General features: G+C 51.3%; 23 protein-coding genes, 2 pseudogenes and 1 riboswitch. Of the genes and pseudogenes, 19 read left to right on the forward strand and 6 right to left on the reverse strand.

The features are described from left to right. The first annotated feature begins 424 nt into the window (after nucleotides 1-424). From BLP91_RS05600 to BLP91_RS05630, 8 genes are all read left to right on the forward strand, one after another. Nucleotides 425-886 (forward strand): hypothetical protein, encoded by a 462-nt coding sequence (locus BLP91_RS05600; protein ID WP_143003473.1) that lies wholly within the window; start codon nucleotides 425-427, stop codon nucleotides 884-886. Continuing rightward, on the forward strand, nucleotides 858-1,007 hold the full coding sequence (locus BLP91_RS16645; protein WP_176757846.1) for a hypothetical protein: 150 nt from the start codon (nucleotides 858-860) through the stop codon (nucleotides 1,005-1,007). Before BLP91_RS05600 ends, BLP91_RS16645 begins: the two co-directional genes overlap by 29 nt. A gap of 127 nt (nucleotides 1,008-1,134) precedes the next feature. Continuing rightward, entirely contained in the window at nucleotides 1,135-2,325 is a 1,191-nt protein-coding gene (locus BLP91_RS05605; protein WP_176757847.1) for an HAD family hydrolase, read from the forward strand. A 147-nt stretch (nucleotides 2,326-2,472) separates the two neighbouring features. Further along, entirely contained in the window at nucleotides 2,473-3,090 is a 618-nt protein-coding gene (locus BLP91_RS05610) for a superoxide dismutase (protein ID WP_091567529.1), read from the forward strand. A 235-nt stretch (nucleotides 3,091-3,325) separates the two neighbouring features. Beyond that, nucleotides 3,326-4,024 carry a spore cortex-lytic enzyme gene (sleB, locus tag BLP91_RS05615; protein ID WP_091567819.1) on the forward strand — a complete coding sequence of 233 codons (699 nt, stop codon included), beginning with the start codon at nucleotides 3,326-3,328 and terminating at the stop codon, nucleotides 4,022-4,024. A gap of 67 nt (nucleotides 4,025-4,091) precedes the next feature. Beyond that, nucleotides 4,092-4,379 carry an alpha/beta-type small acid-soluble spore protein gene (locus BLP91_RS16650; RefSeq protein WP_091567531.1) on the forward strand — a complete coding sequence of 96 codons (288 nt, stop codon included), beginning with the start codon at nucleotides 4,092-4,094 and terminating at the stop codon, nucleotides 4,377-4,379. An 82-nt stretch (nucleotides 4,380-4,461) separates the two neighbouring features. Next, nucleotides 4,462-5,583, forward strand: a complete 1,122-nt coding sequence (locus tag BLP91_RS05625) for an MGDG synthase family glycosyltransferase (RefSeq protein ID WP_176757848.1) — start codon at nucleotides 4,462-4,464, stop codon at nucleotides 5,581-5,583. A gap of 98 nt (nucleotides 5,584-5,681) precedes the next feature. Further along, on the forward strand, nucleotides 5,682-6,704 hold the full coding sequence (locus tag BLP91_RS05630) for a fumarylacetoacetate hydrolase family protein (protein WP_425412179.1): 1,023 nt from the start codon (nucleotides 5,682-5,684) through the stop codon (nucleotides 6,702-6,704). Here the strand turns inward: BLP91_RS05630 and BLP91_RS05635 are convergent. After that, the gene (locus tag BLP91_RS05635) at nucleotides 6,698-6,886 is read right to left on the reverse strand and encodes a hypothetical protein (RefSeq protein WP_091567535.1); all 189 of its coding nucleotides are present in this window, start codon (nucleotides 6,884-6,886) and stop codon (nucleotides 6,698-6,700) included. The genes BLP91_RS05630 and BLP91_RS05635 overlap by 7 nt on opposite strands. A 114-nt stretch (nucleotides 6,887-7,000) precedes the next feature. After that, a complete protein-coding gene (locus tag BLP91_RS05640) occupies nucleotides 7,001-7,219 on the reverse strand; it encodes a hypothetical protein (RefSeq protein ID WP_143003475.1) in 219 nt (72 codons plus the stop codon). 1,792 nt (nucleotides 7,220-9,011) lie between these two features. On the opposite strand from BLP91_RS05640, the gene BLP91_RS16655 reads away from it, so the two are divergent. From BLP91_RS16655 to BLP91_RS05665, 6 genes and pseudogenes are all read left to right on the forward strand, one after another. Then, nucleotides 9,012-9,164 carry a hypothetical protein gene (locus BLP91_RS16655; RefSeq protein WP_176757849.1) on the forward strand — a complete coding sequence of 51 codons (153 nt, stop codon included), beginning with the start codon at nucleotides 9,012-9,014 and terminating at the stop codon, nucleotides 9,162-9,164. A gap of 265 nt (nucleotides 9,165-9,429) precedes the next feature. After that, nucleotides 9,430-9,747 (forward strand): hypothetical protein, encoded by a 318-nt coding sequence (locus BLP91_RS05645; protein WP_091567539.1) that lies wholly within the window; start codon nucleotides 9,430-9,432, stop codon nucleotides 9,745-9,747. A gap of 216 nt (nucleotides 9,748-9,963) precedes the next feature. Continuing rightward, nucleotides 9,964-10,075: riboswitch (SAM riboswitch) on the forward strand. Between the two features lie 86 nt (nucleotides 10,076-10,161). Next, nucleotides 10,162-11,457, forward strand: a complete 1,296-nt coding sequence (locus tag BLP91_RS05650; RefSeq protein WP_091567541.1) for a homoserine dehydrogenase — start codon at nucleotides 10,162-10,164, stop codon at nucleotides 11,455-11,457. A 78-nt stretch (nucleotides 11,458-11,535) separates the two neighbouring features. Continuing rightward, nucleotides 11,536-13,134 (forward strand): amidohydrolase, encoded by a 1,599-nt coding sequence (locus BLP91_RS05655; RefSeq protein WP_091567543.1) that lies wholly within the window; start codon nucleotides 11,536-11,538, stop codon nucleotides 13,132-13,134. An 84-nt stretch (nucleotides 13,135-13,218) separates the two neighbouring features. After that, a pseudogene (locus tag BLP91_RS05660) lies at nucleotides 13,219-13,625 on the forward strand (cell wall hydrolase). A 14-nt stretch (nucleotides 13,626-13,639) separates the two neighbouring features. Then, on the forward strand, nucleotides 13,640-13,819 hold the full coding sequence (locus BLP91_RS05665) for a spore coat protein GerQ (RefSeq protein ID WP_091567546.1): 180 nt from the start codon (nucleotides 13,640-13,642) through the stop codon (nucleotides 13,817-13,819). A 182-nt stretch (nucleotides 13,820-14,001) separates the two neighbouring features. Here the strand turns inward: BLP91_RS05665 and BLP91_RS05670 are convergent, their stop codons facing one another. Next, complete coding sequence (locus tag BLP91_RS05670) at nucleotides 14,002-14,442, reverse strand: YtoQ family protein (protein ID WP_091567548.1); 441 nt, start codon at nucleotides 14,440-14,442, stop codon at nucleotides 14,002-14,004. A 191-nt stretch (nucleotides 14,443-14,633) separates the two neighbouring features. Here BLP91_RS05670 and yunB point away from each other — a divergent pair, with 191 nt between their 5' ends. The 4 genes from yunB to BLP91_RS05690 all read left to right on the forward strand — a co-directional run bounded on the left by yunB (nucleotide 14,634) and on the right by BLP91_RS05690 (nucleotide 18,490). Then, nucleotides 14,634-15,350: a sporulation protein YunB gene (yunB, locus tag BLP91_RS05675; RefSeq protein ID WP_176757850.1), complete on the forward strand. Its 717-nt coding sequence runs from the start codon at nucleotides 14,634-14,636 to the stop codon at nucleotides 15,348-15,350. A 173-nt stretch (nucleotides 15,351-15,523) separates the two neighbouring features. Continuing rightward, on the forward strand, nucleotides 15,524-16,285 hold the full coding sequence (locus tag BLP91_RS05680) for a phosphoadenylyl-sulfate reductase (RefSeq protein ID WP_091567554.1): 762 nt from the start codon (nucleotides 15,524-15,526) through the stop codon (nucleotides 16,283-16,285). Then, on the forward strand, nucleotides 16,282-17,442 hold the full coding sequence (gene sat / locus BLP91_RS05685; RefSeq protein ID WP_091567557.1) for a sulfate adenylyltransferase: 1,161 nt from the start codon (nucleotides 16,282-16,284) through the stop codon (nucleotides 17,440-17,442). Before BLP91_RS05680 ends, sat begins: the two co-directional genes overlap by 4 nt. Nucleotides 17,443-17,599: 157 nt before the next feature. Then, nucleotides 17,600-18,490: a R2-like ligand-binding oxidase gene (locus BLP91_RS05690; RefSeq protein WP_091567560.1), complete on the forward strand. Its 891-nt coding sequence runs from the start codon at nucleotides 17,600-17,602 to the stop codon at nucleotides 18,488-18,490. Between the two features lie 259 nt (nucleotides 18,491-18,749). Here the strand turns inward: BLP91_RS05690 and BLP91_RS05695 are convergent, their stop codons facing one another. Then, nucleotides 18,750-19,466 (reverse strand): flavodoxin family protein, encoded by a 717-nt coding sequence (locus tag BLP91_RS05695; protein ID WP_091567563.1) that lies wholly within the window; start codon nucleotides 19,464-19,466, stop codon nucleotides 18,750-18,752. Between the two features lie 273 nt (nucleotides 19,467-19,739). Between BLP91_RS05695 and BLP91_RS17245 the strand changes: the two are divergent. Next, nucleotides 19,740-19,985, forward strand: a pseudogene (locus BLP91_RS17245) (ATP-binding cassette domain-containing protein); the annotation flags it as partial. 359 nt (nucleotides 19,986-20,344) lie between these two features. Here the strand turns inward: BLP91_RS17245 and BLP91_RS05705 are convergent. Next, the gene (locus BLP91_RS05705; protein ID WP_091567823.1) at nucleotides 20,345-22,150 is read right to left on the reverse strand and encodes a coiled-coil domain-containing protein; all 1,806 of its coding nucleotides are present in this window, start codon (nucleotides 22,148-22,150) and stop codon (nucleotides 20,345-20,347) included. A 5-nt stretch (nucleotides 22,151-22,155) separates the two neighbouring features. Beyond that, nucleotides 22,156-24,102: an efflux RND transporter permease subunit gene (locus BLP91_RS05710; protein WP_091567826.1), complete on the reverse strand. Its 1,947-nt coding sequence runs from the start codon at nucleotides 24,100-24,102 to the stop codon at nucleotides 22,156-22,158. Between the last annotated feature and the right edge of the window lie 136 nt (nucleotides 24,103-24,238).

Here is a 24,238-nt window from a genome sequence, read left to right on the forward strand (position 1 = left end):
GAACTCCATGTTCTATTTATCCGTTGGAAAGGATGATACAGATAAAAGCGGGAGAAAGATGTGTGTTTGACGAAATCTTGTTTGACAGGGAGGACTTTCTAAAACGGGGAAGGCGTCTAAGGCGAGCCCCATCAAGAATCGCGGGGAGGAGGGTGACTTGGGGATCCACCATCCTCTGATGATTGATTGGATTTCGAAGCAACAACCGAAAGAATACCAGTCCGAAATCGAGGAAGGGTTCGGAAGATGACGGAAGCATGTGCGAGATGACTCCATATCGGAGTGTGGTTAAACATGCGGGCTCCGAGGGAACATCCCCGGAGTCCGTGGTTTGTTTTTGCTGGCTGCGGGTAAGAAACAGGTACGGACTCAAGGCCGGATCGGTCTTTTTATTTTGCACCGGGTTAAAGGGGGGCGCACCAGGATGATCGGACTACCAAAGATCCCGTCCAAAAAGGATGTGTTTGTGGTCAAACGAGCCCAGGAGAAGGAGTCGGGCCATCCCTTTGTAGCCAAATTAAAATTTGAAGATCGGAACCTCCGCTTTGAAATGTGTCTGACCGCGGAAGAGGCGGATATCTACCAAAACGCCCAGTCTACATACGAAAAAATCAAAGAATCTCACCCCGATCCGGCGGAAGTAAAACATTGGAAAGAACAGAAGTTTATCAGCTTGCACGAACATTTTGGGGAGAAGATCCGCCGTTACAGCAGCATGGCCCAATACGATCCCGCTTTGAGACAATCTGCGGTGGAAACTTGTCAATTGCAGATCCAATTTGCACCGGTGGCTAAAAACTCGTTTAAGAATGATCCCTATACCGATGAACTTCCGGAACACATGGGGTTACAGCTGTTTGATCCAATGGATGGAAGAAGAAGGTAAGTTTGGTGAGGCCCTCTACCTGACCCGCTTAGCACGGGATGAAGGCTGGCGTGGAAATTGGAAGGAAATTGAAGAGCGCCTCCGCAGGAAGATGGATGGATCCTTCATCGAATCGGATTGAGCCGTTCCCGAGTATGGTCGGGAACTTTTTTATGGGTGATACCTGGTTGGGATTCCTCTGTTCCTCTGGTAAAGTAAAAAAGGATATAATTGATTTTTTCACGGAGGACCAATGGGGAGGCGAGAACATGTACAATACCATTCTGTTTGATGTAGATGGCGTTTTACTGAGCGAAAAGCGCTGTTTTGATTCCACCTGTCTATCTGTGTGGGAGCTTTTATACAGTCCTCAAGCTCTGGGACTTGCCGGGGATCGATTCGATCCGGAACCGGATGATGAGACGATCGAACGGGTTCGTCAAGAGATATTTGATCAGGAACAGATCCTTCATTGGCTCAAAGCTAACGGAGTCAACTCCAACTGGGATATGGTGAGTCTCCTCTTCGGGTTCCAACTCCAGGAGCTGTTAAAAGAACAGATGAAGAAGCGTCCGGAGTGGGTGACTGCGGTGCTGAAAAAACCCGTGGACCGAAAAGCCCTGCAGCGGATCGGTGATATGATCCGGGACGAAGAACCGGCCTTTACCCCCCGTTTCGGGGAATTGAGGGAACGGCTCAAGGATGCATCTGCGGACGGGGGGGATCTGTCGGGGCAAGTCAACCGTTTAGCCGAAGAATGGTCCGGGGTACGGACTGATGTATTTACCCACGGCGGTCCCTTGTGGCAACTGGGCCGGGAAGTGTACCAGGAATGGTATTTGGGCCGGGAACGGTTTGAAAGCCAGGAGAAAAAGGCGGCCGTTCATCCGGAAAAGAAAGGTTTCTTGGAACAGGAGATCCCCTTGGTTGAACCGGAAGCCATCGGGTCGATGCTGAAAGAGCTGGCCAAACACGGGATCACCCTCGGTATCGGCACGGGACGGCCGGCATTGGAAACGGAGGTGCCCCTGACTGCCCTGGGGCTCTGGGACCTCTTCCATACCGATCGGATCGCGACGGCGAGTGACGTGCGGGCTGCGGAAAAGATTTACCCGGATCAGGCTCCCCTTGGCAAGCCGCATCCCTTTACCTATTTGAAAGCTTATTTTGGACGGGGGAGCTCCGATACGAAAAGTGTGGCGGCACGCCTTCCGCTTACCGGTGGGGACCGGATTCTCATCGTCGGGGACTCTGTGGCGGATCTGATGGCTGCCCGGCGGATGGGGTGCCGGTTTGCCGCCGTACTCACCGGCCCCACCGGTCAAGAGGCGCGTGGGAAATTTGAAGAGCTGGAAGCGGACTATATTTTGGACGACGTCACCGAGGTTCTTCCCCTGATCGAGCGGCTGGTGGCAGAAGAAACGGCTGAAACCGAAGAAAAGGTGGACGAAGCCAACTGAAGAAGCTTCTCCGGGTGCGGGTTCCTTGACATTGATAATATCCGGTGTTTTTTGCATAATAGAAACGGGTAAAGGTATAGATGAAAGGCGTTGTACGGTTTTCGCACCCGCCTTTATTCCCAAAGACTACATATAGGAGGTATACACATGGCAAAACACGAACTGCCGCAACTGCCGTATTCCGCTGATGCGCTGGAACCTCATATCGATGCGCAAACTATGGAAATCCATCACGGTCGTCACCACAAAACCTATGTGGATAAGCTGAACGCGGCTCTGGAAGGGCAAACGGCGCTGCAGGAAAAATCGATCGAGGACCTGCTCAAAAATATCGATCAAGTTCCGGAAAGCATTCGCACCGCTGTTCGCAATAACGGGGGTGGACATGCTAACCATACCTTGTTCTGGCAAATCATGAGCCCCAACGGCGGTGGCCGGCCGGAAGGCGAACTGGGCAAAGCGATCGATGAAACCTTTGGCAGCTTCGAAAAGTTCCAAGAAGAGTTTACCAATACCGCCGTCGGCCGTTTTGGCAGTGGCTGGGCTTGGCTGATCGTGAAAAATGACGGCTCTTTGGCTGTCATCAACACCCTCAACCAGGACAGCCCTTATATGGAAGGGCATACCCCGATCCTGGGCCTCGATGTGTGGGAGCACGCGTACTACCTGAAGTACCAAAACAAGCGTCCCGACTATATCAAAGCCTGGTGGAACGTGGTCAACTGGGAAGAGGTCAACAAACGTTACCAGGAAGCCAAAAAGTAACCTCCGTTTCTCTTTGCGCAACGGCACAGCCGTTGCGCTTCTTATTTGTGCGCCGTTTAAGGGTGTGGAATGGCGGATAATGGAATCGATTCTCTTGTATGGGAAACTTTGTTTATTGATTAAATACCAGATCCTCCGTATAATCCCCTGTGTGCAATCAGCGATGCACACGGGGACGGATTCTGTCCATCGAATCCAGTCCCGCATGATTCTGATGTGGGAGGAGGGAATTTCGATGATCAAAAAATGGTTTGCCATTGGTGTGGCAGCCGTCATCGGAGTCACCGGTTCCGTGATTCCCGCAGGAGCCCAAACCGCAGAGGCGGCAGCCCCGACCACGGTCTACTATGGCAGTGAAAACGGGGACGTTTGGGATCTGCAAGCCCGTCTGAACCAACTGGGATACAAAACCGAATTGGACGGAATCTATGGTTTGGAGACCGAATCAAAAGTGATCCGTTTCCAGACCGACCATGGTCTGCGGATTGACGGGATTGCAGGACCGGAAACCTGGTCCCATTTGAAAAAACAAACAGAAGGGACCACCGGGGAAACTTCTGACGCGGCGGGCCTTTCCTTGAGCAAAAAGGACAAGACGTTGATGGCCCGCGCCGTCTATGGTGAAGCCCGCGGTGAGCCTTATAAAGGGAAGGTCGCTGTAGCGGCTGTGATTTTAAATCGGATCCAATCGGATGAGTTTCCTGATACAGTAAGAGGGGTCATCATGGAAAGCGGCGCCTTTACTGCCGTGTCTGACGGACAAATTTGGTTGAAACCGGACGAACAGGCTTATAAAGCTGTTCAGGATGCCATAAATGGCTGGGATCCCAGCGGAGGAGCCACTTACTACTTCAATCCCGATACGGCTACCTCTGACTGGATCTGGAGCCGAACACAGATTGACAAAATTGGGAAACACATCTTTTCCAAATAAAAATGGTCCGTCCTGCGGGACGGCTTTTTTCTTTTGGGGAAACTACCTTCAAAGGAGGTGGTTCATCATGGCTCGCAGGCGTCGGAATCAATTGCTGGTTCCCGAAGCTCGTCAGGAGATGAAACGTCTCAAAAGCCGGATCATCAGCCAACAGTTGGGATGGCCGGTGCAAGGCGACCAACAGATGAAGGCGGAAATGGCCCGTCAGGCGGGCGTCCCCTATCAGCCCCAAGGTGACAATGGTGAGATGACCACGGCGGAAGCCGGCAAGATGGGCGGAGCGGTAGGCGGTCAGATGGTACGGGAATTGGTACAGATGGCTCAGGAGCAAATGACGCAGCGTAAGCAAAAATAAATATTTCGTTGAAATCCGGTGAATTCTTGGCCTCATAGGGGAATCATCCGTTATCATGATGGGGAGAATGGGGGTGCAGTCAATGGAACGGGTACTGCTTGTGACGATGGGCTTCGGCACCGGGCACAACGCTGCCGCCCAAGCCGTCGAGGAAGCGGTCCGCCAGCAAGGGACGATGGCCAAAACGGTGGATCTTTTGGAGATGGTCCCTGGGACTTTCCATCCTTTACTGCAATCCGGCTACAATCGGATGTTGACCCGCTTTCCGTCCTTTTATCATGTTCTTTACGATGGAACGTCCCAATCCCGTCTCCTTCGCTCCGTCTCCCATCAGCTAATTGAAAAGATGGGCTGGATGATCCGCAAAAAACTAAATCAGCTCTTATCCACCTTTCAACCGACCCGTCTCATCGCTACCCACCCCTTTTCCCTGTGGCTGATCCCGCCAGAGTGGAGACAGCTTCCCTCTACCGGGGTGGTAACCGATTATGATATCCATCCCCTGTGGCTGATTCGAATGCCAGATCTCCTCTGTCTGCCTCCCGGAGTGATGGATCGAGAGGGAAGAGAGCGCCTGCGACGGCAGACGGGGAGTCAGGTGCTGGAGACGGGAATCCCTTGTGGTACCCAGTTTCAAAAATGCACCTCCCGGCAGGAAGCGCGGACCCGATTGGGGTTGGATCCTGAGATCCCGATGTTGTTGGTAATGGGTGGCGGTCTGGGACACGGTCCCCTCTACGATATTGTCGGCGCCTTGTGTGAGATCTCTTTTCCCCTGCGCATCCAGGTGATGACCGGGAAAAATGAGAAAATGTATCAGGAGCTGACTTCAACCCCTTGGAAAGGGGATGTGCATGTGGAGGGGTACCGGAAAGATATTCATCTGTGGCTGGATGCGGCGGATCTCCTGGTGACCAAACCAGGCGGGATGAGCATCACGGAGGCGATGTTGAAACGGGTTCCTCTCCTGTTGTTTCAGGCATTGCCGGGTCAAGAATTCGCCAATCAGCAATATCTGGTGCGACAGGGCGGTGCCTTAGCCGTGCAGCCGGATACGGTGCAGCGGCTAGTGCGATACCTCTTCGCCTATCCCGATTTACGCCGTTGGATGGCCGATCGGTTGGGTCAATTGGCCACACCGGATGCCGCCCGCCGGATCGCAGAAGAATCGCTACAGGCGAAACCTTTTCCCTCAGCCCTTTGAAACGGGTCAGCACCCCTCGGAGACGGGGGTGCTTTTTTTAAAAAGGCTTGCTGAAATCAATCTATCGGAATATGCTGAAAAAAGGAGGGGTGATATGGATGAAACTGGTTACATACCTTGTCAAAGAGACGGAATTGACCATCCGTGAGCAGATGGCGGCGTCTCGGGTCGGGTGGCTGCAGGGTGGGTGGATTGTAGATATCGGCTTTGCCCAGGAATGGGCCACGTTGAATAAAGGGATCCCTATCACCCGTGTCCTTCCTGTGGATATGTTGGGCCTGTTGGAAGCGGAGACGGAAGGGAGGCAGATCCTCAACCAGGTGGCTGATGCCCTTCGGGGGGAACGTCCCGACTCCCTTCATGTGGAAGGTGAACCGGTCGCCCTGCCGTTGGCAGAGGCGAAGTTATCGGCTCCTTTACCAAACCCCCGCAGCTTTCGGGATTTTTACGCCTTTGAACAACATGTAAAAGCCACCCGCGGCCGCAGGGGACTGGATATGATCCCGGAATGGTACGAGATCCCGGTTTTCTATTTTTCCAACCCTCACTCCATTCACGGTCCCGACGTCGAGGTGGAGAAGCCGAAAGCGACCGAGGCGCTGGATTATGAACTGGAGGTGGGTTTTGTTATCGGTAAAGAGGGAAAAAATATTCCGGCGGAGCGGGCATTGGATCATATCGCGGGGCTCTGTATCTTAAATGATTGGAGTGCGCGGGATCTGCAGCAAAAAGAGATGAAGGTGGGGTTGGGTCCAGCGAAAGGGAAGGATTTTGCCACCTCCGTCGGCCCCTGGCTGGTCACGTTGGACGAATTGCAGCATCGCCGGGACGGCGATCGCTTTGATTTAACCATGACCGCCCGGGTCAATGGCCGAGAGCTATCCCGGGGAAACGTTGCCGATCTTCATTATACCTTTGCCCAGATGATTGAGCAGGCTTCCCGTCATTGTACCCTGAAACCTGGGGATCTGATCGGCTCTGGCACAGTGGGAACAGGGTGCATCCTGGAACTGGGGACGGAAACCCACCGCTGGCTGCAGCCGGAGGATGAGGTGGAGCTGGAAATTGAGGGTCTGGGTGTCTTGAAAAACCGGATCGTTGCGGAAAGAGATACTCAGTAGAGTTGGAAGATAATTGCCACCGCCAGAGCGCTGAAGGAGATACCGAGGACGTAAATCAGGACCAGGGCGCCGAAGTTATAGGAGTACTGCTTCGATTCCCGCTCCTGGTTCCGTCCCAGAACAATGGTTCCGATCAAGGAAAGAATGCAGACGATCAGTGGGATCACGATGTATAAGTTCATGATTTGCCCCTCCGTAGCTATGATTTGTCGAATAACTTTATCATATCGGCTCTCCTGAAAAATGTCCAGAAAACCTAGTAATCACAGGCTTCTCTGCTCTTCCCTCCCGTCTGTCTAAGAGGCCGGTGTGTGGAAAAAGGATGACAGGGGGTGCTGGTGGTACTGATTGCTGGTCCATGGCAACCGAAGCGCACCCTGCGTGTCCCAACGCTTTAAAAAGCTCCCCGACTCCGCCATTTCCGCTGTCTGAATGGATTGGATGCTGCGGGCTGCCTCATGGCCCGTCGGTTTCGACTCTTTGTGCCCATGGCTGGGGTACGTTCTTTCCCCCACCAAACCCATTTCTCTCCTTTCCCTCATCATTCGATTCGATGTCCACAGCGTGTACCTCCTCTCAAAAAAACAAATACGGGAACAAATGTTCTAAAACCGCTATCAAGGGTGGGAAAAATGTGGTAGGATAAGGGTGGCAGGAAAGAGCAAACCCCACCCTGCCTGGGTCGAGCTTTTCGACCAAGGGGGTGGGGCCTATTTGGGAAGCCATTTCTGCAATCGCGGCTTTGCTAAGCGTCATGGTGGCCTTTTTGAGGCTTTGTTGCGAATGGCAAAATAAGCGATAGTCCTCTCACCTGTTGTTGGCTAGGCCAGTATAAACCCTGTTGCGGATGGCGGTCCACAACAGGGCTTCGCCGACCCACGGCAGGGTGGGTTCCCTCGGCTCTTCCTGCCACCAGTATATACACGAAGGGAAACAAATATCAAGAAAAACACCAAAAAATGGACGTTCCATCTGAATAAAATGATAGAGGGATAAAAACACCCCTTCTTTCACGGAGGGGTTTTTTATGGTCTTAGGAGAACAGAAGGCCTATCGAACGTCGCCTAGAATGAGGGGTAATGCATCGTTCATAGTCCAATTGATCCTTTAGATAGAAAAATGATGTATAAAAAGCGGGCCCACGCAGGACTCTCGGTGTGGGTCGTTTCCGAAAAAAGCGGATCAAGTGAAAAAACGGTTTCAACAAGGGAAGTCTCCCAAAGAACTTGGCTTGATCCCTGCGGAAAAACACCAACGAGAAAGCAAACATTGAGTATCCGTCAGTATGCAGTGCGATGGGATTTCTGAATACCGGGACTGCCGGGGAGATGATTCCCCTGATACCCGAACCTTGGCCCATTGGCGAAATGATAGCGAAGGATCCACCCTCTTTGACTCAGAAGCTCCTCCGGTAACGGGTGGAAACAAAGATCAGGTAAGTTATTCAAAAGTGCACAAAAAAAGCTGCCCTTCGGGCAGCGGATACAGATCACTAAAGGAGGAATGCCTTCCAATCGAAGATGGGGTGTAGATATGAAAGGTTTGATCAACCGTCAAAGTCAAGTGGCGCCGGGCGGGATATGGTTATATTACACCGGGATTCCCCCTTTGACTATCGGGCGAAGGGAGCGTTTTCGGGATGGTACCCATGTGTTAAGCATAGTCGTAATGATAGGATGCAAGGTCAAACCTTCCCCCTAAACCGGCATTTTTTAAAGCCGTCCGATTGCGGGCGGCTTTTTTATGGAATCGATGATTTCATCCATACACCAACCGTTATATAGATTCCCCCGATAGGTTTTAATCCCCGCATGCTTCCTGGACTCCGTTTCGACAAAACGGGCTCGGCGAGATGGGGAAAACAAATTACTTCCTTGTTTAGTAATTAAATACCAAAAGGTCCTTTGTTTCAGGAAAGAGACTTACAAAAAGATAGTCCTTCCTGCCAATACACAAAAGACCCCTTTTCTTTTACAATCAAACTTGTCACATTCTTGAAAAAGGGTTTTGTTTTTGAAAGGACGGTTTAGTGAAGGCCAACAATTGATCGAGGATGGGGAGTCCAGGAGACAAGCCAACTCTCCTTAAGGAGACCACCGACGATAAAAAAAGCGGTCAATAGCCCGACACCGCTACCAGTTAACGATCCTGGCTGCTGATCGGTGCGGCTCTCTGGAAGTAGAAGAGGCGACGCAAAACAAACAATTAAAGTACTTCCGGAAAACCACTCCACGTGTCAGGGAGCGACGAGGCTCCCTTCTGTGCTGTTCAGTGTATATCCCCCACATTGTCAGGAGGGCATCCACTATGACCAACTTCGAAATGGACCTCTATTACTTGTACGGGATGAAAGAAGAGAAACAAACCCATGCTTCGCCTCAGCAAAAGCGTGACAAGGGGGGAGAGCATGATCCAGCCTACCGATCTGGAGAAAAATCTGAGACAGATGACTCCCGATGATGTCCTGCTCATTCCCCATCAGAGAAATTATCCGCAAATCATGGTTCGTTGTTATCAATGGAATCGATCTCGGCGTTGGAAGGTAGCACAAGGCTCGCACGAGACACCAGGATACTTTAGCGATGTGAAGACCCTCTCAGACTATCTATTTCGGATCCGTCCAAAAGAAAAGCTGTCGATTCTTTTTATGTGGCGGCCATCGGTCTATTGGCGTTCGAAAAGAAAAAAGAAGCCGATTTTATAGAACACCGGAGAGGTGAAACCATTGGACCATCGTCACCATCGCCAAGAATTGGTGGAAAAGCTGGATGAGATGGAAACGAACCAAATGCTCGTGTTTCCTCATCAACGCAATCAGCCTCGGGTCACGATCCACTGTAAAAGACGAGGTGAATATCGCCATTGGTGGGTGGTTAAAGGGTTGGAAGAAAATTATCAGTCGACCAACATCCAGGCGGTGATCGACCATCTGTTGCAAATCCGTCCGCTGGAGAGTTATCAGGCATCGATCACCTTGGCGCGGGAAGAGGTCTCGATGGGAAATGTGTTCGACCTTTATGAGACGGAAAATCCGCTTGCATAAAAGAAAGAAGCCACTCGGGTCAGGGTGGCTTTTCTTTACGGAATATATCATCGGATTTTCAGATGGTTATTCATGATCAAATGAATGACTTTTACTCTGAGGTACGCCGCACGTACTGTGTAGGAATGGAAACGAAGTTCTACTTGATCACTTGTTGACGCAAATTTTTGCCTTGTATATAATATGGGCTAATTACAATCGAACAGGTTGATCTGCTCGTTATCCAGAGAGGTGGAGGGACTGGCCCGATGAAGCCCGGCAACCCGCCTGAGAATGATCCAGGCACGGTGCCAAATCCTGCAACGCTTGGGGCGTTGAAAGATAAGGAGTGGGAGCTTTAGTGCGACGGATCGCATCAGATGGGCCCCCTCTTCACGAGGGGGCTTTTGATATAAAGATGGGGGGATTTAGGCAGTGAAAGGGATCGGAGTCGGGCTGTTGGGATTCGGTACCGTAGGTGCAGGGGTGTTTCATGCCTTGCGAAACCAGGAAGATGTGATCCTGAAGCGGACAGAATCCACCTTTGAAGTGCGGGCCGTCTTGGTGCAAAATGCCGACAAAAAGCGGGTGAAAGAGGTGGAGCCTCTGATCACGACCCGGTTTGACCAGGTGATGGACGCTGACGTTCAGGTGGTCGTGGAAGCGATCGGGGGGATTGAGCCGGCACGCACCTATATCGAACAGGCGATGGTTGCCGGCTGTCACATCGTCACCGCCAATAAGGAGCTGGTGGCCAAACACGGCCCGGAGTTGGAACGGCTGGCGCGGAACAACGGGGTTCAGTTTCTGTATGAGGCCAGTGTCGGGGGCGGGATTCCTGTGCTGGGCACTCTGCTCCATCTGCTAAAGAGCAATCGCATTTATCGGGTATCGGGGATTCTGAACGGGACCACCAACTATATTTTGACCCGGATGGCCGATGCTGGGGTTTCCTTTGACCAGATACTTGCGGAGGCGCAGGAAAAAGGCTATGCGGAAGCGGATCCTGCGGCCGATGTAGATGGATTCGATGCGGTTTACAAACTGTCGATCCTGGGACGGTTGGCCTTTGGAGCCCATATCCCGGTGCCGGAAGTGCGGCGAAAGGGGATTCGGGATGTGACGGCGGCAGAATTGGAGCTGATCGCCCGTTTGGGTTATCGGCTCAAGTTGCTCGCCGTCGGGGAGCAGTATGGGGAAATGGGCCCGATCAGCCTCGGTGTGGAACCCACCTTACTTCCATCCTCCCATCCATTGGCTTCGGTCAACGGTGTCCACAATGCGATCCACCTGGAGGGGGATCTCGTACAGGATGTAACCCTGGTGGGGCAGGGCGCTGGAGAGAAGCCGACTGCCAGTGCGGTGGTGGAAGATCTGTGCAACCTCTCTCTCCCGGTACCGCGGCGCTCCCTAGATGAGGATCCGCTGTTGTTGCCGGCGGCAGAGTCGGGAGGGACCCGCTTTGTCTTTTTGAATCCCCGAAATACGGGCATCCTGGATGCGGACACTCTCCGTCAGCGGCTGGAGTCGATCGGGCTGACTGTGGAAGGGACGGCGGTCTCTTCCCAGGGAGGAGCTGGCTTGATCCTGCGTCGCTGGGATCCCTCCTTTGCTTCCGTGCTGGTAGCGGAGTTAGGGCTGGATCTTTCCAACCTCACGACCCGTCCCGTTTTCGGCAGCCAAGGGGTGCAAGCGGACCAACAGCAGCAAGTGGGAAGCGGCGCGGTTTAACTGATCGGGATTTGTCGGTTTGCGGCGGGTTTCGGTACAATGAGTGCAAACCTTGCTGCGACAGAAAAGAGTGGACTTATGAAGAAACACATCTATTACAACGGTAACATCGTCACCCTGGACCCATCCCTCCCTCGGGCCGAAGCCCTGCTGGTGGAGGAGGGGCGGGTGGCCGCTGTCGGATCCACCGAGGAGATTCTGCTGCAGGCTGGCCAGGCCGGCGTTACCCGCACCGATCTGGAGGGAGCTTACGTCTACCCCGGTTTGACAGACAGCCATCTCCATCTGATGGGCCACGGGATAAAGTTGTCTTTGTTGGATCTTTCCGACATCCGCTCCAAGGAAGAGCTGCTTCGGGAAGTGGGGAAACGGGCCCGGGCCACCCCGGAAGGAAAATGGGTGCTGGGATTAAATTGGGACGAAAACCGGTTTCCCACTCCGGAGCCTCCCACCCGGCAGGAGTTGGATCGGATCGCGCCGCATCAGCCGGTGATGTTGACGCGGGTGTGTCACCACGTGCAGGCCGTCAACACGGCGGCTTTTGAAGCGGCGGGAATTTCCCGGGAAACGCCAGACCCCCCGGATGGAACCTTTGGCCGGGACGAAAGGGGCGAGCTTACTGGACTGGTTTATGAAAATGCCTCCCAAGTTTTCATGGCTGCCGTTCCGCCCCGGACCTTGGCGGAGCGAAAGGAATGGACCCGGGTTGCCGCCCGGGAGGCCTTAGCCAAAGGTTTGACCGGCGTTCATACCGAGGATCTACGCTCCGCTGAAAGCGTGGATGCTTTAATTCACATTTATCGGGGGCTGATCGAGGAGGGGATTCTGCTCCGCACGCACCATCTGGTCTACTATCCCTATCTCCCCTCGTTCCGGGAGGCGGGTCTGGCCTTTGGCTCCGGGGACCGTTGGTTCCGTTTTGGAGCGGTGAAGCTGTTTGCTGACGGTTCTTTTGGCGGCCGGACGGCCTTGCTCTCCCGCCCCTACGCCGATGATCCCTCCACCTGCGGGTTTGCCGTCCATGAACAGGAGAAGTTGGAGGCGTTGGTGCAGGAGGCAAGGGAAGCCGGGATGCCGGTAGCGGTTCATGCCATCGGGGATGGGGCGGCGGATCAGGTGCTCCAGGCTTTGGAAAAGCATCCGTTGCCGACGGGAGCCGCCCCGGACCGGTTGATCCACGGTCAGGTGCTCCGGCGGGACTTGCTGGACCGGATGGCCCGACTCCCCCTGGCCGTCGATGTACAGCCTCGGTTTGTGGCCAGCGATTTCCCCTGGGCGGCGGATCGCTTGCCCGCGGCGCTGCTTCCCACTTCCTATGCCTGGAAATCCATCGTTCAAAGGGGGATTCCCGCCGGCGGTGGCAGCGATGCTCCCATCGAACCGATCGATCCTTTGCTGGGGATTCATGCTGCGGTCACTCGCCGGCCGCCGGAAGCGGCGGACCATCCGGGCTATATACCGGAGCAGAAGCTGACTCCCTATGAAGCCCTGTGGATCTATACCGTCGGCAGCGCCCTCGCCGCCGGGGAAGAGACGGAACGGGGCCGTCTGCAACCGGGAAAATATGCCGATCTATCCGTCTTTGACCGGGACCTGTTGTCCGGGGATCCCGATGCCTTATTGGAAGCGAAGGCGCTGATGACGGTGGTCAACGGCACGGTCGCCTATCGTGTCTGAGTCCACGAGGATTGCTGGGAACCGATTCTATCGGTTCTTTTTTGTGTCTGCAGAATAAAGTGAATTCGAGGAGAGGTGGGTTGGATGGCACGGGTGAAAGCGACAAGCAAGGAAGAAAAATTGCTGGACCGCTTGATGCGGGCGGAATGGCGGGTATGGTCATGGTGGGCAATGTGGGCGTCAACCGAGTGAAGGCCTGCTGTCTCGATTTTGAGGATATCCGTCAGATCAAAGAGATGATTTTTTAATCGCCGGGAGGGTTTGAGGCGGTTCAGCAATCTTTTTTCTACCGACAGGCACGACAGAAGGAAAGGCGCCTCGCTCGACGGGTGATCAGAGGCGAGCGGCGGGATCCGGCTCCCCACACTCTCTGGTTTTACCGCCTGGAGGAAGATTGTCCTCTGACCTGGTTTGACCAGTCTCTCAGCGGGCGATACAAGTCCCACTGTTTCTACGCTCCGGAAGCGTTACAATGTCCGGCGATCTGTTGAGAGGAGGCGTGATGTTGTACTGGAATCCACAGCAAGCCTTTTACACATCTGCGGAAAGTGGGACCAACCAGCGGCAGACGCGATATTATACCGAGGATCTGCTTCACAACAACATCGGAAAAGAATTGACGATTCACCTCACCTATGAGGAAAACCCCCGCTGGAACGCCAAGGTGCTGACAGGAACCTTGTGACAGGTAGGAAGGGATTTTGTTCTGATCCGGGATCGATAAACCGGAAAAGATCATCTGTTGATGAACATCAACATTGATTACTACGTGTTTGAGAATCAGCCCGCTGAGCTGTTGCCGCAAGGGAGACGATAATACAGAACAAAAACCGGCCTTCACCAGGCCGGTTTTTGATCGGGATTTGTCTATTCCAGTACGTATGCCAGTGCATCCAAGGCTTGATCCGGGGTTTCCACAACGACTTGGGCCCGTTGAGACAGCTCTTTTAGAGGGTGAACGAGCCCTTCGGGACGGACCAGGATCAGGGGTTTGCCGGCTTCAATGGCGACGGCTGCATCCATGGCGGTGTTCCACTGCCGGTATTTTTCTCCGAACAGCGCGATCACCACATCCGCTTTGTTCATCCAGATCCGGGTTCGCAGGTTGTTAATTTCCGATGCAGCCTGGTCCCGATACACCTTGTTTGGTTGCTCCCCTTTGATCCGTTCACCGATATCATCGGAGAGATCATGATTTTCCTGCGGTCCCTTAAACACGAGAGGTAGCCCGCGCTCCTCGGCTTTTTTCCGCAGCTGGTCGCGCCAATCATCATGAATCTGTCCGGCCAGGTAAACAACCAGTTCCATATCCAGTCTCCTTTGTTTCATTATTTTGAGTATGCGATCCAATGCTATTGTAACAAAAAAGGACTGAAAAGACGCAATCGTTTCTCTGAAGTGGATCAGCGGGATTTGACGGTCTTGTATCAAGAATGGAGACATAGGATAAATCGATGGGTTATCCAAACACCACAGATCGAGATGACGAGGTGAAGAAGATGCTCAAAAGGCGTCCCCGTTTTCGCAGCCCTCGCAAGAAACGCTATTGGATCATCGCCCTCGTCGGTCTGCTCCTGTTTGCGGCGGTTTATCAGCTGGAAAACAGTGTGGAGAAAACCTTGCTGAAGCTAGCTAAAACCCGAGTGAAAAACATATCCCAGCAAGCGGTGTCGGAAGCGTTTGAAGAGGTGGAAGCCTCATTGGGCCCCGATTTGGATCAGTTGATGAACATCAAGCATAACGAAGATGGCTCGATTGCTTATATCCAAACCGATGCAGAAATTCAGGCCAAGGTCTATCAGGTAATCAGCAACCAGATTCAGCAGGAACTGCGAAAGTTAGAGCAGCAAGATAATGGAATTCCCTTGGGCGCCGTTTTGCAGAGCAGCCTATTTTCTGATGTGGGTCCCGATGTCCCCTTGCAAATCTGGCCGAAGGGTTCCACCAAAGTGGATGTGGTGGCTGCCGCCCAGGATAAGGGAATCAACACGGTGCTGGTTTCTTTCTATTTACGGGTAAAAAATGAGATGAGTATCATGGTGCCGATGAACTACGACGATGTCATCCCTGTCGAATACCATTATCCCCTCGACAGTGTCGTCATCAACGGCGAGGTGCCCGAGAATTATTACTACTACAACAATGAAGGCAAAGGAAAAGGGATGGAGGGGCCGATCCCAGTGGTGCCCGCCGATCCCGGCAAGAACAGTCGCTGACGTTTTCATGTCCTGCACCGGCCCATGGGGAGCCTGAATCAGCCTGTTGTCGATTGGATAGGGGGTAAATTGCGTCTCTCAGCGATTTCCATGTTTCATTGACAGAAATCCTACGGAAAGAGTGACCTTCCGAGGGGGGTTCGAATATGGAAAGAGGGGGAGGAGGTTTATCGATGTCTGATCAACACCACGACCGTCCCCCTTTGGACGGGGGTCAAGGTTTGACCGAAGAGGTGAAACAAGCGGCGAAGGATCTAAATGGGGCCGATCCGCAAGTGATCCTGGAGTGGGGGTCGAAACGCTTCGGCAGGGCCCTGGCGCTGGCCTGTAGCTTTGGCTATGAAGATGTGGCTTTGGTCCATATGATGCACCAGGTGGATGCCGATGCGAAGATCTTTTATTTGGATACGGATCTCTTGTTTGAAGAAACCTATCGCACTCGGGATCGATTGGCGGAAAAGTACGGGATCCGCTTTATCCGTGTCCGCCCGGCGTACACCCTGGATGAGCAGGCCAAACTTTGGGGGGATCAATTGTGGAAACGGGATCCCAACTCCTGTTGCATGGTACGGAAAGTGGAACCCCTGCGCCGGTTTTTGAAAGGGTATGACGCCTGGTGTACAGGGATCCGTCGGGAGCAGTCCCCCACCCGGGCCCACACCCAAGTGGTGGAATGGGATACCCAGTTTCAAATGGTCAAACTAAACCCGCTCGCCCACTGGAAAGAAGCCCAGATTTGGGATTACATCCACCAACACCAGATTCCTTATAACCCTATGCATGACAACCGTTATCCCAGCATCGGCTGCATCCCCTGCACCCGTCAGGTTCAACCGGGGGAAGATTCACGGGCGGGACGGTGGTCCGGCACCAACAAAACCGAGTGTGGTCTCCATCCCTCGTCCACCGGCGAGCAGGGAGGCGATCTCACATGAGTATCCTCCCCCATGGAGGGGTGTTGGTTCATCGAATCTGTGGAGCTGAGGAGAGACAAGAGTGGCTGGAACGGGCAAAGACCCTTCCCACCCTGACGATTTCCAGGCGCACACTCTCCGATCTGGAATGCATCGCCACCGGCGTCTTTTCACCGTTGACTGGATTTATGGGGGAAGAGGATTACCGATCGGTCCGGGATCAAATGCGATTAGCCGACGGGACCGTATGGAGCCTTCCGATCATCCTGCCGGTACCGGAGGAGGCAGAAGGAATCCGGGAAGGGAGCACCGTGGCGCTCCGGGGAGCGGATCAGCGTGTTTATGCGGTTATCGAGGTGGAAAGCTTATATCGGGTGGATCCGGAGCAGGAGGCGAGAGCGGTTTTCCAGACGACGGATCCCGCTCACCCGGGGGTGAGCCGGTTGTATCAAACATCGCCGCTCTACGCCGGGGGTCCGATTCGCCTGCTTTCGACTCCGGATCATGGCGTCTTTTCCGATGATTGGTATGAGCCGGCACAGACCCGAAAACTTTTTCGAGAACGGGGCTGGAAGCGGGTGGTGGGTTTTCAAACGCGCAACCCGGTGCACCGGGCCCATGAATATATTCAAAAATCCGCCTTGGAAACGGTGGATGGTCTGTTTTTAAATCCATTGGTGGGAGAGACGAAAGAAGACGATATTCCGGCAGAGGTCCGGCTGCAGAGTTACCGGGCGATCTTGGACCACTATTACCCGAAGGACCGGGTCTTTTTCGGAGTGTATCCGGCGGCGATGCGTTACGCGGGGCCGAGAGAGGCGCTCTTGCATGCTTTGGCACGGAAAAATTACGGTTGTACCCATTTTATCGTGGGCCGGGATCATGCCGGGGTGGGAGATTATTACGGAACCTATGATTCACAAAAAATATTTTCCCAATTTCGGGAGGAAGAGCTAGGGATCACCCCCCTCTTTTTCGAACATAGCTTTTTCTGCCGTCGTTGTGATGGGATGGCCTCCTTCAAGACCTGTCCCCATCCCGAAGAGGACCATGTTGTGCTGTCGGGGACCAAGGTGCGGAAAATGCTGAAGGAGGCGATCCAACCACCGCCTGAGTTTTCCCGGCCCGAAGTGGTTGACGTCTTGATTCGGGGATTGAAAAAACGGATCATAAATTAAATTCACATCCATAAGGCATCCTGCAAACCGGAGAGTGATCTCCGGTTTTTTTTGTGAAGTCCGTCCCCTTAAAAATAGGTGTTGGAAGTTTTCCCCTTTTCCGGTATGATGAGTGCGAAATCGATTTTGAGCCTACGGGCAGGGCGGGAGGGATAGGATGCGGAAGGAAATGGTTACTACCAGTGGACGGGGAATTCGGACAGACTCCTTACCGTACCGGTTGTTTAGAAAAGCGAAGGTTTTGGGAGTCTGGGATCCGGAGGCGATTGATTTTAGTCGGGACCTTCAGGACTGGAATTCATTGACCGAGGGGCAGCGCCAACAAACCTTGCGATTGATTACCCTGTTTCAAGGAGGAGAAGAGGCGGTCACCCTGGATCTGCTTCCGCTGATGATGACCATCGCCGAGGAAGGACGAATCGAAGAGGAGATGTTTTTGACTACCTTCTTATTTGAAGAAGCCAAACACACGGAGTTTTTCCGCCTCGTATTGAATGTATTGGGACAAACCCAAGATTTGTCCCACCTGCACAGCCCAACCTACCGCAAGATTTTTTATGAGATTTTGCCCGAGTCCATGAACCGACTCAAACGGGACCAGAGCCCGGAAGCGGTGGCGGAGGCATCCACTGTCTACAATATGTTTATCGAAGGCGTTCTGGCGGAGACGGGGTATCATTCCTTTTACCAGGGTCTTCACAAGGCGCAAAAAATGCCCGGCTTGATGGAGGGCATCGGTTACATCAAACGGGATGAATCCCGTCATATCGGCTATGGGACTTTTCTGCTGCAGCGGCTCATTTCCGAACGTCAGGAACTGTATGAACGGGTGGAAAAAAAGCTGGAAGAGTTGGCGCCTCTCGCCTTCGCCTTGAACCAGGAAGGGATGGAAGGCGAGACGGAGAGTCACTTCGGCGTTCCCCTGGCCGATACGCTTCAATTTACCGAAAGACAGTTGGCGGTTCGGATGGAGGTTCTTGCCCGTGCAAAACATAAAAGCGTCGACGAGATCTACAAGACGAGAGAATCGGCTCTCGGCGTTGAATGAAAGGTAGCGGCTGACCTTTAGGAAGGTCAGCCTTTTTGTGACGCTCCGTCCCAGTCGGACTCCAGGTATCTCATATGGATGGGGGAAACTACAACCGAATCGTCAACGATTTGGCACCTCCGCGATCAACCGATGGTGCTGAAGCGATACTTCTGTGGAGGTCCAAGGGTTACGGATCCCAAGCTGCGGTGGGACGCTTCCGGTAGTCTTCACGAAAAGAAGACCCGCCCCCGGGAAGATGGGGGCGGTATGTAGCTGCTTATCTGCCATTGCCTCCTCGGGTATTGCCTCCTCGGGTGAAGAGACTGCGAAACATGCCCGTTTTGCGTTGCCGTTCTGGCGCCGTCTGAGCGGGATCGGGGCGGTTTTCCGGTGCAGGGGGGCGCACGGCTGGAGTTGCAGAGGCTGGGGTCGTAGCGGTATGGGGTCTCGACACTCGTGAGCGGGATCGCAGGATATGGTTGAGGTGTTCTGCTTTGGACATCGCTTCCATGTCCTGACGCACTTCTCCCTGAGTGTTCCCCTCTCCGATCACGTAGTCAAAAAAGGTCATATCCATAAAGTCGCAGATCCAGTGGAACTGTTGGACGACAGTTAAGCCTTTGACCCGCGGGTTGTCGCCTCCGGTGATCACCAGGAGCACTTCTTTTTCCGCCATTCGTTCCTTGAAGTTGTGATCATCAAAATACATGGTCCACCGGTCGATAAAGTTTTTTACTTTCCCCGGGATACTGTACCAGTGAAGCGGTGTGGCAAAGACAATCATATCATGGTTGAGCATCTCTTGGACTAGTTGGGGATGGTCGTCGTTGATCGGTTGAAACCCTCCGGGTTCGTACCGCTGGTCTAGGATCGGTTCAATCGTGTAATCTTTCAGGTAGACCCGGGTACAGTTCAAACCGTCGGTGATGATGTTGGTCAACAAATCCGAATTCCCTTTTCCCCGACTGCTCCCGTATATTGCAAAGATACGCATAGTGTGACACTCCAGACTTTCACGTGAAAGTATTCAAGGATCCTATCCTTATTATAATAGATTACTTGAGTGAGAAAAGGACAAACACAAATAAAAATTTCTGAATGATAGACAGAAAATGGTTTCAACCGAATGTTGTCTTTTACCCAAAAAGCCCAAAGGATTCTTTCTTAGGCTTTTCGTATCTGTGTACATTCTGTAAAGCTCGCTTATAGCGGTTGCGTGCGTAAAAATACCTTTCCTATAAATTTGGACGGAAAAAAGGTTGGTTTTATATACCTAGTACCCTTCGAGGAAGAGACGCATTGCCGGAACCATTCCTTTGATATAAAAAAAGGAGAAGTCGTTTCCATTTTAGGTCAAAGCGGCTGTGACAAAAGTACAATTCTTAACTTGATTGGCGGCTTTGAAAAACCGACAGACGGTCAAGCAAGTAAAAGGTCCAGGAAGACATTGTGTGATGCTGTTTCAAGATTATGGTTTCTACCTTGGCGTTCTGTTCTCAAAAATGTGGAACTCGATTACCCCCTTCCAGTGAGGGGGCTTTGTGTTGAGAGAGCGGATTACGCTTTACGTACACTTTTTATCAGATGCTGGAAGAACTCCTAGAAGAGGGTCACCGGACCAATTGTACGGTAAGCCTTCCTGATCGGAAACTGGAGCAGTTAATTCCGTGATAAAAGGTCATCTGCGTGCCAGTTCAAATTTTCCCTTCCCATCGGAACGGACTTTTTCAGCGGAGTGATTCGGAGCCGCCATTGGTTCGAAAGACGTCACGACAACTGATTTTTCCCGGATTCCCCCCGATCTCTTCTGAAAAAAAGCCCCCGGCGGTTAGCATGGGGACTCCAACGTCTGTAAAAGGTCTTCTATCGGGTTCATCTAAACAAATCCAAGAACCGGTCCCAGAATCCCTTTTTCTCTTCTTCTTTTTGTTCATCATCCTGTTTGTCTTCCTCTTTTTTTATGCTTTCTGTTTTGATGACAAATTGTACGGACTCAACCTTTTTATTTTTGGAGGAAACAAATGAAACGGGGTCAAAATCCGATTTATCATATTCATCGATCATCTGGTCGATTTCGGTTTGCATTTGATCCGGTAGATCATTCGTCGATTGAGCCAACTGCGATGTACCATCATGGAGTTCATGGGCGCCAGTTTTTAATTCTTGTGTTCCATTTGTCAGGTCGGTGATGCCACCATGTAACTCCCCATATGATTTTGATAATCTGGCTACCCCGTCAGTATAATCGACCAACCCGGAATGGAAGGATTTATAATTGGATGATAAAGCATGTAATCCTTGCTGCAATTTCTTCATCGATTCATCCCAATTCGTTTGGTCCAGGCTTTTGTCTAATTGATCGGCGATGGTTTCTATATAGATTCTCATGCTATGAACGGAGCTTGTAACGTCTTTAAGCGCTGGGTCCACTGCTTGAAGGTTTTTTTTCACATCGGAATAGGTATCCTTGGTGGCACGGGCGGCCGTATAGGTTTTGACCAGTTCGTCGACAATCTTAGGATCTGCATCGCTTTCTTTTAATTCCTGTATCTCTTCATCGGAGATATCGTAAGCAGGAATGGCCGCGATTGATTTATCCAATGCATCGTAAGCGTCCGTATATCGATCCCGTAAATCAGCCAAGTGATTTTCTGTTTCTTTCAACCTGTTTGCCATGTCCGTCAGTCTTTTTTGTAGTTCCTGTAATTGGCTCACATTCATCTGATCCGAATGACTTCCTATAGACTGACTCAACTGTTCTAGCGACTCATCGATGGACTTAGATCCTTCAATCAGTTCTGCGGAGCCTTGATCGAGTTCATTGATTCCCTTCTTGTACTCCTGTGACCCTCCGTGCAAGCTCACGGCACCCTGATGCAATTCTGTGATCCCTTTATTCAGTTCATCAACGCCTTCATCAATGGCTTCCGTCGCATCGGATAGCGACTTCATATCGTCTGTCATGTCATCGGAATTGGGCGTGTCAATGGACATGGAGGCTGGTATGCCCGTTATTTCTATACTTTCCATTTCTAAATCCGTAACATCAGCTTTTACAACAAAGCTCTCTTCTTTTTCAGGCATGACGGTAAAGGTTACTTGTTTATTTTTACCTGCATTGGCGATCGTTCCGTCTGGAGCCTGGATATTTTGATAGATTTCTGAGCTTAAAGGAAGAGATATCTGCAACATATAGTTCTTGAAAAAGGGATTATCCTTTTCCTTCGCTTTGGTATCGATGTGAATCTCCAGTTTGCCGTCTTTACCCAACAATTGTTCAGGAGGTAAGGTTTCACCATTTAATTGATAGGAGACATCGATATCCCATGGTAATGATCGACCCTCTAGATTCCCTTGATAATAAAATGGATCTTCTGTAGCTGTAAACCCAACTTGATGATTATTTAATTTCATCTCTGTTAAGTCGGTTAAATTTTTAACTCCGGTGTAAGGTCCATAGTCGATAATTTTTCCAGGTTGATCGATTGAGAAATTGTTGACCACATACATTTCTTTTTGATCGCCATTGGCCTCTAATGTGGCATATACGACTTCACTTTTCTCTGAATAGGATCCTTCGCTCTGGAGTTTTTCTTCTTGTGTTGCCGCCGATACGAAATGCGTCGGTATCACAAGAAGGAAGGCCGTGAATATGGCGCCCGTCCGTTTAAACCTCATCAGCATCATGCTCCTTTTCCTTTATAAAAGTTGGCTCGAAACGTTGTTTTCTCAATCACTCGATCAAATATGACCAACATAGCTGGCAAGGCGAAGACGACCATCACAAACGCGAGTAACGCGCCTCTACCCAGCAATAATCCAATTGAAGACACAATGGGATTTGTTGATGTGAACGATAAAATAAACCCGACGCTGGATAAAATGGAAGCGGAAATCAATATCGCGAAGATCTTGTCGTCGATTGTTTTCTTAATCGCCTTCATGGCAGGCATTTTTTGACGAAGGTGTCGATAGGTTTCCGTAAATAAGATGCCGTAATCGACTGTGGCAGCCAGTTGCACTGTACTGATGATCAAATAACCGACGTATACCAATGACGAATCTGTGAAGTATGGGACGGATAAGTTTAGCCAGACCGCCGATTGAATCGTCAGTAATAGGACGATCGGTATCGAGATCGATCGGAAAGTGATGATAAGCACGATGGCGATCGAAATAACCGTCAGCATGTTCACAAGGGTGTTATCTTTTTCCACGGTATTTTTGATATCGTACAGTGTCACACTCTCACCAAGCAGATGGACCTCATCATAATAGGATTCAGCGGTCGTTCGAACTTCATCGATCAATGAAAAAGCTTTATCCCCCTCGGAATCGGTCTCGGTGTTCATCGTGATTCGCGTGTAGTTCTCTGAATAAAATGGTTCCGTCGCCGATTCCTCTAAATAGTCAGGCGGAATGGCCGAACTGACGGTGTTTACGTATGAAGTGACACTCGACACATGAGGGAGTTTCTCTAAGTGTTGAACCAGTTCTTCTTCCTTACCCGTATCTCCTTTTGGGACAAGTAGCACCATCGAAGTGTTCTTTCCGAACTCTTCCTGTATAGCGGCTGCATCAGCACCTGCCCGGGTTGTTTCCGGCTGTTCGCCAACTCCGTATATAAAGGAGGTTTGGCTCTGTGCTAAAAATGACGGCACGATCAAGAGCAAAAGCAAAAATAAACTTGGAATGCGAAGTTTCAATATCCGCTTTCCGACCCCATTGAAGCTCGGAAAGAATGGTTTATGTTGGGTACGATCGATCCATTTGTAAAACATCAGCGTTAAAGCGGGTAAAAAGACGATGACGCTGATAAAGCTGAGGGCAATTCCTTTGACAAGGTTTAAGCCTAAGTCAGCGCCGATCCCAAAGTTCATAAATGACAGTGCGATGAAACCGAAAAATGTTGTCGATGCACTGGCTGCAATAGCGGGGGATGACTGTTTGATGGCTCGACGCATCGCTTCTTCGGGATCCGATACTCGTTTGCGATAGTCTGAAAAACTATGAAGCAAAAAGATGGCGTAATCCAGTGATACAGCCAGTTGTAAGATCGGTGCCACCGACTGTGTCACAAAGGATATTTCACCGAGAAAAATATTCGTTCCCAAGTTAATTAGAACGGAAATTCCGATGGCCGTTAAAAAGAATAACGGTTCAATCCAAGATGTAGTGGATAGAATTAAAATGATGATAATGATGGGAACTAACAAAGCGGCAGCATTCAAAGACTCTTGACCAGCCATTTTTTGAGATGTTGCCGTATCGACTGCTTCGCCAGAAATGGCGTTTTCCTCACCGATCAAGTCATAAATTTGGTCGGTCGTCTTGACTTCATCACCCTCACGGATATTTAACGAGAATAACGCCTTTTCATCTTGGTAATAAGGTTCTACTGTATCCGGATCAGCCATCTCGAGGGGCTTTTTTAGATCGATGACATCATCCAACCAGGTTACTCCGGTGACGCCATCGATCGCTTCTAATTTCTCTTTGTATGCTAAAGCTTCGGTGATCGAGACATCACGAACCATCACTCTCGCATTGGGAATCGGTTCATCAAATTCGTCTTCCATTAAATCCATGGCTTGCATCGATGGTGCATCTTCGGGTAAATAATCAACCATATTGTAATTGACTGAGACAGCAAACTGCGCAATCGTGCTGATCAGTGCAAGAATCACAACGGTTATCACAATCGGTTTTTTATGTTTTATAATTTTTGCTGAGAAGTCAATAAGGCTTCATCCTCTCTTGATCATA

It is taken from the genome of Melghirimyces thermohalophilus, from assembly GCF_900102685.1.
In the GTDB taxonomy this organism is placed as follows: Bacteria; Bacillota; Bacilli; order Thermoactinomycetales; family DSM-45169; genus Melghirimyces; species Melghirimyces thermohalophilus.

Coding starts and splice junctions, on each gene's coding strand:
- BLP91_RS05610 (WP_091567529.1), top strand. CDS start 2,473: ATGGCAAAACACGAACTGCCGCAACTGCCGTATTCCGCTGATGCGCTG.
- BLP91_RS05670 (WP_091567548.1), bottom strand. CDS start 14,442: ATGGAACTGGTTGTTTACCTGGCCGGACAGATTCATGATGATTGGCGC.
- BLP91_RS16655 (WP_176757849.1), top strand. CDS start 9,012: ATGACCAACTTCGAAATGGACCTCTATTACTTGTACGGGATGAAAGAA.
- BLP91_RS05690 (WP_091567560.1), top strand. CDS start 17,600: ATGCGGAAGGAAATGGTTACTACCAGTGGACGGGGAATTCGGACAGAC.
- BLP91_RS05605 (WP_176757847.1), top strand. CDS start 1,135: ATGTACAATACCATTCTGTTTGATGTAGATGGCGTTTTACTGAGCGAA.
- BLP91_RS05635 (WP_091567535.1), bottom strand. CDS start 6,886: ATGAACTTATACATCGTGATCCCACTGATCGTCTGCATTCTTTCCTTG.
- BLP91_RS05600 (WP_143003473.1), top strand. CDS start 425: ATGATCGGACTACCAAAGATCCCGTCCAAAAAGGATGTGTTTGTGGTC.
- BLP91_RS05705 (WP_091567823.1), bottom strand. CDS start 22,150: ATGAGGTTTAAACGGACGGGCGCCATATTCACGGCCTTCCTTCTTGTG.
- BLP91_RS05695 (WP_091567563.1), bottom strand. CDS start 19,466: ATGCGTATCTTTGCAATATACGGGAGCAGTCGGGGAAAAGGGAATTCG.
- sat (WP_091567557.1), top strand. CDS start 16,282: ATGAGTATCCTCCCCCATGGAGGGGTGTTGGTTCATCGAATCTGTGGA.
- BLP91_RS05625 (WP_176757848.1), top strand. CDS start 4,462: ATGGAACGGGTACTGCTTGTGACGATGGGCTTCGGCACCGGGCACAAC.
- BLP91_RS05710 (WP_091567826.1), bottom strand. CDS start 24,102: ATGGTTGATTATTTACCCGAAGATGCACCATCGATGCAAGCCATGGAT.
- BLP91_RS05630 (WP_425412179.1), top strand. CDS start 5,682: ATGAAACTGGTTACATACCTTGTCAAAGAGACGGAATTGACCATCCGT.
- yunB (WP_176757850.1), top strand. CDS start 14,634: ATGCTCAAAAGGCGTCCCCGTTTTCGCAGCCCTCGCAAGAAACGCTAT.
- sleB (WP_091567819.1), top strand. CDS start 3,326: ATGATCAAAAAATGGTTTGCCATTGGTGTGGCAGCCGTCATCGGAGTC.
- BLP91_RS05655 (WP_091567543.1), top strand. CDS start 11,536: ATGAAGAAACACATCTATTACAACGGTAACATCGTCACCCTGGACCCA.
- BLP91_RS05680 (WP_091567554.1), top strand. CDS start 15,524: ATGTCTGATCAACACCACGACCGTCCCCCTTTGGACGGGGGTCAAGGT.
- BLP91_RS16650 (WP_091567531.1), top strand. CDS start 4,092: ATGGCTCGCAGGCGTCGGAATCAATTGCTGGTTCCCGAAGCTCGTCAG.